Source organism: Anaerotignum sp. (assembly GCF_040307045.1).
Lineage (GTDB): Bacteria > Bacillota > Clostridia > Lachnospirales > Anaerotignaceae > Chakrabartyella.
Genome location: NZ_JAWRKF010000016.1, coordinates 1 through 6,199 on the forward strand (window position 1 = coordinate 1; position 6,199 = coordinate 6,199).

Consider the following 6,199-nt stretch of genomic DNA (forward strand, 5'->3'; position numbering starts at 1 on the left):
GAGTTCGGCGCACCCTCGGATTTTTATCTGCACACCATCGCTGAGGGCTACGAAACCGCAGGCTTTGATACGGATTTTCTGGATCAGGCGGTGGAGAAATCCATCCGGCTGGCACAGGAGCAGCAGGCTGCAGAGGATGCACAGTTCAGCCTTTGGGAACAGAAATGGTGGTGATCACCGATGGCAGACCCGGCAACCATTACCCTTGCAGTAAAAGCTGCGGTAGCCGCAGCCACCGACAAACGGACGTGGAAAGCGGCAGGCGTGGTCATCGCCGCCATCCTCACCCCGTTTATTCTAATCATTGTTATGATCATGAGCCTGCTGTCCGGTACCGCCGAACACAACAATTCCGCTGTGGATTTAACCTTTCACGGAGGCAGTATCTCCTCACAGGTTCCCGCCGAGTATCGGCAGTACATTGAGAATATGCGAGGCAGCTTCTCTGATTTGGACAGCGCTGTGTTCGAGATTACGCCCATGATTGAAAGTGGCAGTATCGACAGTACCCGTATAAAATCCATTTTTTATTCTCTGTATTTCGGCGCTGAAAATCTGCGGATGAACGCTTCCTATTATCGAGCCTTTGCGGATTGCTTCGTCCGCTACGAGGAACGCACCCGCACCGTCACTGATGTGGATGGCAATGAAACAGAGGAAACCTACGCGGTGGCTGTTCCCATTACCGACCTGAATGAGATATATGGAAGCCTTGAAAGCACTCTCGGTAAAACCATCACAGAGGAAAACCGGATCAATGCACAACAGATTTACTCCCATGCCAAGTACGGCAGAGCCATCCCCGGTGTGGAGGACGGAGAATATCCAGGAGAGATGGGCGATGGTACCTTTCAGGCGTTGATGGAGGAAGCACAAAAATACATTGGCTACCCCTATGTTTGGGGCGGCTCCTCTCCGCAGACCTCCTTTGACTGCTCCGGTTATGTGTGCTGGGTCTATTCCAAATCGGGCGTATATTATCTGCCCCGCACCACCGCATCAGGAATTTTCAACCAATGTGCAGTGATTTCACGTGAGGAAGCCAAGCCCGGTGATTTGGTGTTTTTCCAAGGAACCTATGCCTCGGCTGGAGTCATAAGCCACATCGGAATCTATGTTGGGAATGGCCAAATGCTGCACTGCGGCGATCCAATCGGGTATGCGGACTTGAATAGCCGCTATTGGCGCAGCCATTTCTATGCCTACGGCAGACTGAAATAGCTGCTAAATAAATGTAAAATAAGGAGATGATACGCAATGACAATGAAAGCAATCTTTGAACGAAAGCCCTCGGATTTCAATCTACGGAGCTTTAAGGTATCAAAAACCATTCGACTTCCCATAGAAATCTTTGAGAATGTGCTGCAAAATCCTCTGCGGGATTATGCCTTTATTCAGGAAAATATAGAGCAGATGCACTGCGACAGTAGCGGTGTGTATCACTGCCTGCTGCTCACCGGTGAGGGCAGAAATGACGGACTGCTGGTGGAGTCGGAGGGCTACGGCTACTGCCGGTACGCCTCCTATGTTCCCAACATTTCCGCTCTTACCTCCCCGGCCTTGCAGCAATTCAATCAGAAACTGACGAAGGCGGTGGATTACATTGTGTCCACCGGAACACAAAATACAACAGAGGGCAACTGGATTATAGGCTTTGATGAGTTGGCACAGCAAACCGGCTTTGAGCATGACTTTAACATCACAGATACCCTGCTGGATATGCTCCATGAGCGTGAGGAAGTGGCCAATGTGGAGTTAGATGATAGCAGCATTGACATGTGCTATTACCTCAACTTCTGTCCGCAGTACGGCGGTCGCCCGGAGGAATCGGAGCCAGAGCAGCTGCCGGAATCCACTATGCCTGTCAGCAGGCTGAAAGATTTGCTCCATCTCCACTGGGAGGATATCCATCTGCTGCACAAGGATGTGGAGGTGCAGCCTGCCACCATTGTGGAGCTGGATGAGCATACCTTGACCGATGCTGGGAAAGAGGTATGGGCTGATGTTTTGGATGCTGAAGTAGTGAAAATCTACAACGGCTACTACGGTTTGCAGATGGAACTGGATAAGGTAAAACCATCCCGCTTGGAGGAATTTTCAGCCATGCTTGCCGGGTACTGCCCAGTATCGGATTGTGAAAAATGGGTCACTCAAGAGGAAAGCATCCCTTCCCAATCACCCCAAATGAAATAATGAAATGGAGGAAATTACAATGAAAAAAGCAAACATGACCATCAGCTTTGGCAGCGAAAAGCTGGATGCCCTGACCTATCACATGGGCAAAAAGGATACGAATTTGCAGACGGAGCTGGAAGATACCATCCAGAAGCTCTACGAAAAGCACGTTCCGCAGGCCACCCGTGAGTACATTGACGACAAGCTCTCCCGTGAGGCCGCCGCCAAATCCAAGCCCAAAAGACCGGTTCGCCCTGCTACGGCAAGCAGCGCTGAAAACAGTATGGCGTAGGCAGGCAACGCTATCCGGGCGTGTGGGCGGCTGTGTTGCCCTGTGTGGCCTTTTGGCAAGCATGGTGGCATCCTGATACCAATTAGCCGCATACCGCCCACGTTGCGCCCGTGTGGAGAGAATGTGAGGAAGCCCCGGATAAGGTGATGAATCCTCAGAATGAGGGCATTCCGGTAGGGTCGAAAGTGGTGCAGGTTAAAGGGTTTATGCTGCTTTGGCAGCATAAACCCGGAAAACACCGACCGGCAAAGCCGTTCGGGGATTGGGTCGTGACATAACTTTTTACCCGAAACCCCATTTGTTATGCTGCTTTCGAAAAAATGCAAGGTATTCCGGGCATTTGCGGGGCTTACTCTGCATACTGGGGCAAAAACCACAGAGAAAAGGAGGCATTATGGCAAAGGAACCGAAAAAAGTCCGCACCGGCTTTTATATTGAAAAGGAAGTGCTGGATCGGTGCGATGAGCTACTGGAGCAGGCCAATGTGAAATCCCGAAATGAATTCGTCACCGAGGCGCTGAAGTTTTATTGTGGGTATCTCACCTCGAAAAAAATTGAAAACTATCTGCTGCAAAGCCTATCCTCCGTCCTCACCAGCACAATCCGGGACACGGAAAACCGTCTGGCCAGAATGGATTTCAAAATAGCCACCGAGCTGTCCAAGCTCTCTCATGTGGTGGCATATACTCACGCCGTTGACGAGCATGCGCTCCAAAGCCTACACTTAAAATGTGTGGAAGAAGTAAAAAGGATCAACGGTGCGGTTGATTTCGAGGATGCATATAACTACCAAAAGCGGCGAACCTAAAATGATAGGATTTATTTGTTTCTTTTGGGTATGGACTATGGAAATACATTCGTTTATGGTGTGTTGCGAAAGGAGGTAAAAGTGCAATGGAGAAAAATGAAATCTTTGAAACAGCTATCCGTGAGCTGACGGAAGCTGCAATCAGCAAACGCAAGGAAACCCTCGATGACAGCGAACAGCAGCTCTATGCTGAGGTGATGGCTCTCAGCTCTCAAGCTCGTGAGATTGTCAAAACGCTACCGGCGGATCAGCAGAAAATTCTCACCGATTATTTTGAGAAAACCAATTTGATTGCCGACCATGAGTGCCAGCACCTCTATGTACAGGGTGCAAAGGATTGCGTGGAGCTTCTCAAAGAGCTTGGCGCTCTGTAAGGAAACATAGGTAGACGGCCTCTGCATGAGCGGAGGCTGTTTTACATAGCTCAATGTTGCTTTTACTCAAATCTTATAAATATTGTTTTACTGCACTCACAAAATAAATATCAGAAAACACTTGACTACCCCCTTGGGGGCTGGCTTAAGATAATTTTGAGAGCAATTAGAATTGTGTTAGGAGGAAAGATTATGCTAATAAAAGAAGTTTGTGAGAAATGCAAGCTGACCAAAAAAGCGATAGAGTATTATGAGTCTAAAAATCTGATACATCCGCAGATACTCGAAAACGGATATAGGGATTACAGTGATGCCGATATATCTGCACTGAAAGAAATATCTGTGCTTAGAAAATGCGGCATCAGCATTGCCGACATTGCTGAGATACTAACCAGCTCAAACAAACCGGCGACTTTAGCCAAGTGCAAATATATTACAGAATTACGGATGCAGCGTCTGAGTGATATACAAAAGTGCATGGACAACCTGATTGCGGATTACGATGTGAATCGGGAATTTGACTATCTGCAAACACATGATGAGGATTTATACACCATAAAAGAGAAATTTGTTTTTGCTTTCCCCGGAAACTATGGCCTTTATGTATCTATGCATTTTGGCAGATTTCTAAACAGGACAATTGAAACTGAGGATCAACGAAAGGCCTATGATGCAATCGTGCAGTACCTTGATCATGTGGAGCTGTATCTGCCTTCAGAATTATCCGAGTTTATGGAAGCCTTCTTTAATGCAAGTGAAAAAATGGATGTGGCAAAAATAGAGGAAGAAACAAGTGGCAGGATGCAAGAGATGCTTACCGATGCAGATGGCTATTTAGAGCGCAACCGGGAAGAGATTGAACAGTATATTGAATTTAAAAGCTCTGATGAGTATAAGAGTTCCGAGGCAGCTAAATTTCAAAGGTTTATGCTGGATTTTCAAAAGGAAAGCGGCTATCAGGAAGTTTTAATAGCCAACATGAAAATACTCAGTCCCGCTTATGCTGAATATTTGAAAAAGGTTGAAGCGGCAAATGACATTATGCTGAAAAAGTTTCCGAAAGCAAAAGATATATATCAGTTAAATTAATGTGCGATAATTATATTTTTCTTCAGGGCGATCAATCACGGTCGCTCTTTTCTTTTGTCCAAAATCAGGAAAGGAGGTCGCCATGCCAAAAATTATCTTCACCTCGCAATATATGCGAGATGCCCCGCCAGCCCAGCTTGAAAACTATGTGAAGTACATCGGAACCCGTGAGGGTGTAGAAAAAATTGACGAGAGCAAACTGCTGCTTCCGGCTACCGTAAAGCAACAGCAGCTTATCCATCAACTGATTCGAGATATTCCTTCCGTCAAAGAAATGCTGGAGTATACCGATTACCGTGAGAACCCCACCATCGGCAATGCTACCGAGTTTATCTCCCTTGCCTTGGAACAAAACCTCAATCTCATCGGCAAGAGGGAAAACTATGTGGAGTATATCGCAGACCGTCCTCGTGTGGAACGAATCGGCGAGCATGGCCTATTCACCGATGCCGGAGTACCGGTGGTACTGGCGCAGGTGCAAGAGGATGTGTGCAAACACAAAGGCGCCGTCTGGACTCATGTCATCAGCCTGCGCCGAGAGGATGCCGCAAGGCTTGGTTATGACAGCGGTAAGCAGTGGCAGGATTTACTCCGCAGCAAAAAAGCTATGCTCTGCAAACATATGAAAATCGACAGTGAGAATCTTCGATGGTATGCCGCTTTTCATAATGAAAGCCATCATCCCCATGTGCATCTCATGGTCTACTCTGTCAAGGACAATGACGGCTTCCTTACTGCTCCTGCCATTGAAGCCATGCGCTCGGAGCTGGCACATGATATTTTCCGTCAGGACTTCGCCCATATTTATGAGCATCAGAATGAAGTCCGCAGCCAGCTTAAACAAGGTGCCGCTGATGTGATGGCCGAGCTGTTTTCACAGGTACAGGATCGTGTCTGTGAAAACAAAACCATCGAAGTGGATCTGCTGATGTTGGCTCGGCGACTTCAAAGCACAGGGGGCAAAAAGGTGTATGGGTACCTCAAGGCAGATGTAAAAGCCATCATCGACCGCATCGTGGATGAGCTTGCCAAGGAGGAACGGATCGACAAGCTGTACCGGACATGGAACGACTGGCAGAATGAAATCCTCAAAACCTATACCAATAAGCTGCCACCCCTTGCTCCGCTTTCTCAGCAGAAACAATTTAAAAGCATTAAAAACATGGTGATTGCCGAAACGTTGCGCTTGAGCAATCACCATTTCTCATTTGAGGATGAATCTGCACCGGAACCGGAGCTGCCGGAGCCTGTAGATGGTGAGCTAAATGAAACCTTCATGGAGCCTGCCGATATAGTCTTTCGTGCCGAGTGGAACAAACAATACAAACTGGCAAGAAAATATCTCTACGGCAGCGAGGATGTGCCGCAGGATTTTAATGAGGCGTATCAGCTGTTCAATCTTGAAGCAGAACTTGGAAATGCTTTGGCCATGCATGATCTCGGCAGAATGTTTGCCGATGG

The 6,199-nt window shown here is 47.7% G+C and carries 7 protein-coding genes; all 7 read left to right on the forward strand.

Features of this window, described 5'->3' with window-relative positions:
- Window positions 1-180 precede the first annotated feature (180 nt).
- Complete coding sequence (locus tag ABVZ64_RS08910; RefSeq protein WP_129723821.1) at window positions 181-1,221, forward strand: C40 family peptidase; 1,041 nt, start codon at window positions 181-183, stop codon at window positions 1,219-1,221.
- A 36-nt stretch (window positions 1,222-1,257) separates the two neighbouring features.
- Window positions 1,258-2,193: a DUF6329 domain-containing protein gene (locus tag ABVZ64_RS08915; RefSeq protein ID WP_352400666.1), complete on the forward strand. Its 936-nt coding sequence runs from the start codon at window positions 1,258-1,260 to the stop codon at window positions 2,191-2,193.
- Window positions 2,194-2,212: 19 nt separating this feature from the next.
- Window positions 2,213-2,467: a DUF6103 family protein gene (locus ABVZ64_RS08920; RefSeq protein ID WP_352400667.1), complete on the forward strand. Its 255-nt coding sequence runs from the start codon at window positions 2,213-2,215 to the stop codon at window positions 2,465-2,467.
- 394 nt (window positions 2,468-2,861) lie between these two features.
- Window positions 2,862-3,275, forward strand: a complete 414-nt coding sequence (locus ABVZ64_RS08925; protein ID WP_352400668.1) for a ribbon-helix-helix domain-containing protein — start codon at window positions 2,862-2,864, stop codon at window positions 3,273-3,275.
- 86 nt (window positions 3,276-3,361) lie between these two features.
- Window positions 3,362-3,649, forward strand: a complete 288-nt coding sequence (locus ABVZ64_RS08930; RefSeq protein WP_352400669.1) for a DUF6664 family protein — start codon at window positions 3,362-3,364, stop codon at window positions 3,647-3,649.
- 192 nt (window positions 3,650-3,841) lie between these two features.
- Window positions 3,842-4,738: a MerR family transcriptional regulator gene (locus ABVZ64_RS08935; protein WP_352400670.1), complete on the forward strand. Its 897-nt coding sequence runs from the start codon at window positions 3,842-3,844 to the stop codon at window positions 4,736-4,738.
- Between the two features lie 82 nt (window positions 4,739-4,820).
- The coding region (gene mobP3 / locus ABVZ64_RS08940; protein ID WP_352400671.1) for a MobP3 family relaxase at window positions 4,821-6,199 on the forward strand (1,379 nt) is incomplete at its 3' end.

Excerpts from the sequence above, each read along its gene's own strand:
- ABVZ64_RS08935 (WP_352400670.1), top strand. The coding sequence starts at position 3,842 with ATGCTAATAAAAGAAGTTTGTGAGAAATGCAAGCTGACCAAAAAAGCG.
- ABVZ64_RS08925 (WP_352400668.1), top strand. The coding sequence starts at position 2,862 with ATGGCAAAGGAACCGAAAAAAGTCCGCACCGGCTTTTATATTGAAAAG.
- ABVZ64_RS08910 (WP_129723821.1), top strand. The coding sequence starts at position 181 with ATGGCAGACCCGGCAACCATTACCCTTGCAGTAAAAGCTGCGGTAGCC.
- ABVZ64_RS08930 (WP_352400669.1), top strand. The coding sequence starts at position 3,362 with ATGGAGAAAAATGAAATCTTTGAAACAGCTATCCGTGAGCTGACGGAA.
- ABVZ64_RS08915 (WP_352400666.1), top strand. The coding sequence starts at position 1,258 with ATGACAATGAAAGCAATCTTTGAACGAAAGCCCTCGGATTTCAATCTA.
- ABVZ64_RS08920 (WP_352400667.1), top strand. The coding sequence starts at position 2,213 with ATGAAAAAAGCAAACATGACCATCAGCTTTGGCAGCGAAAAGCTGGAT.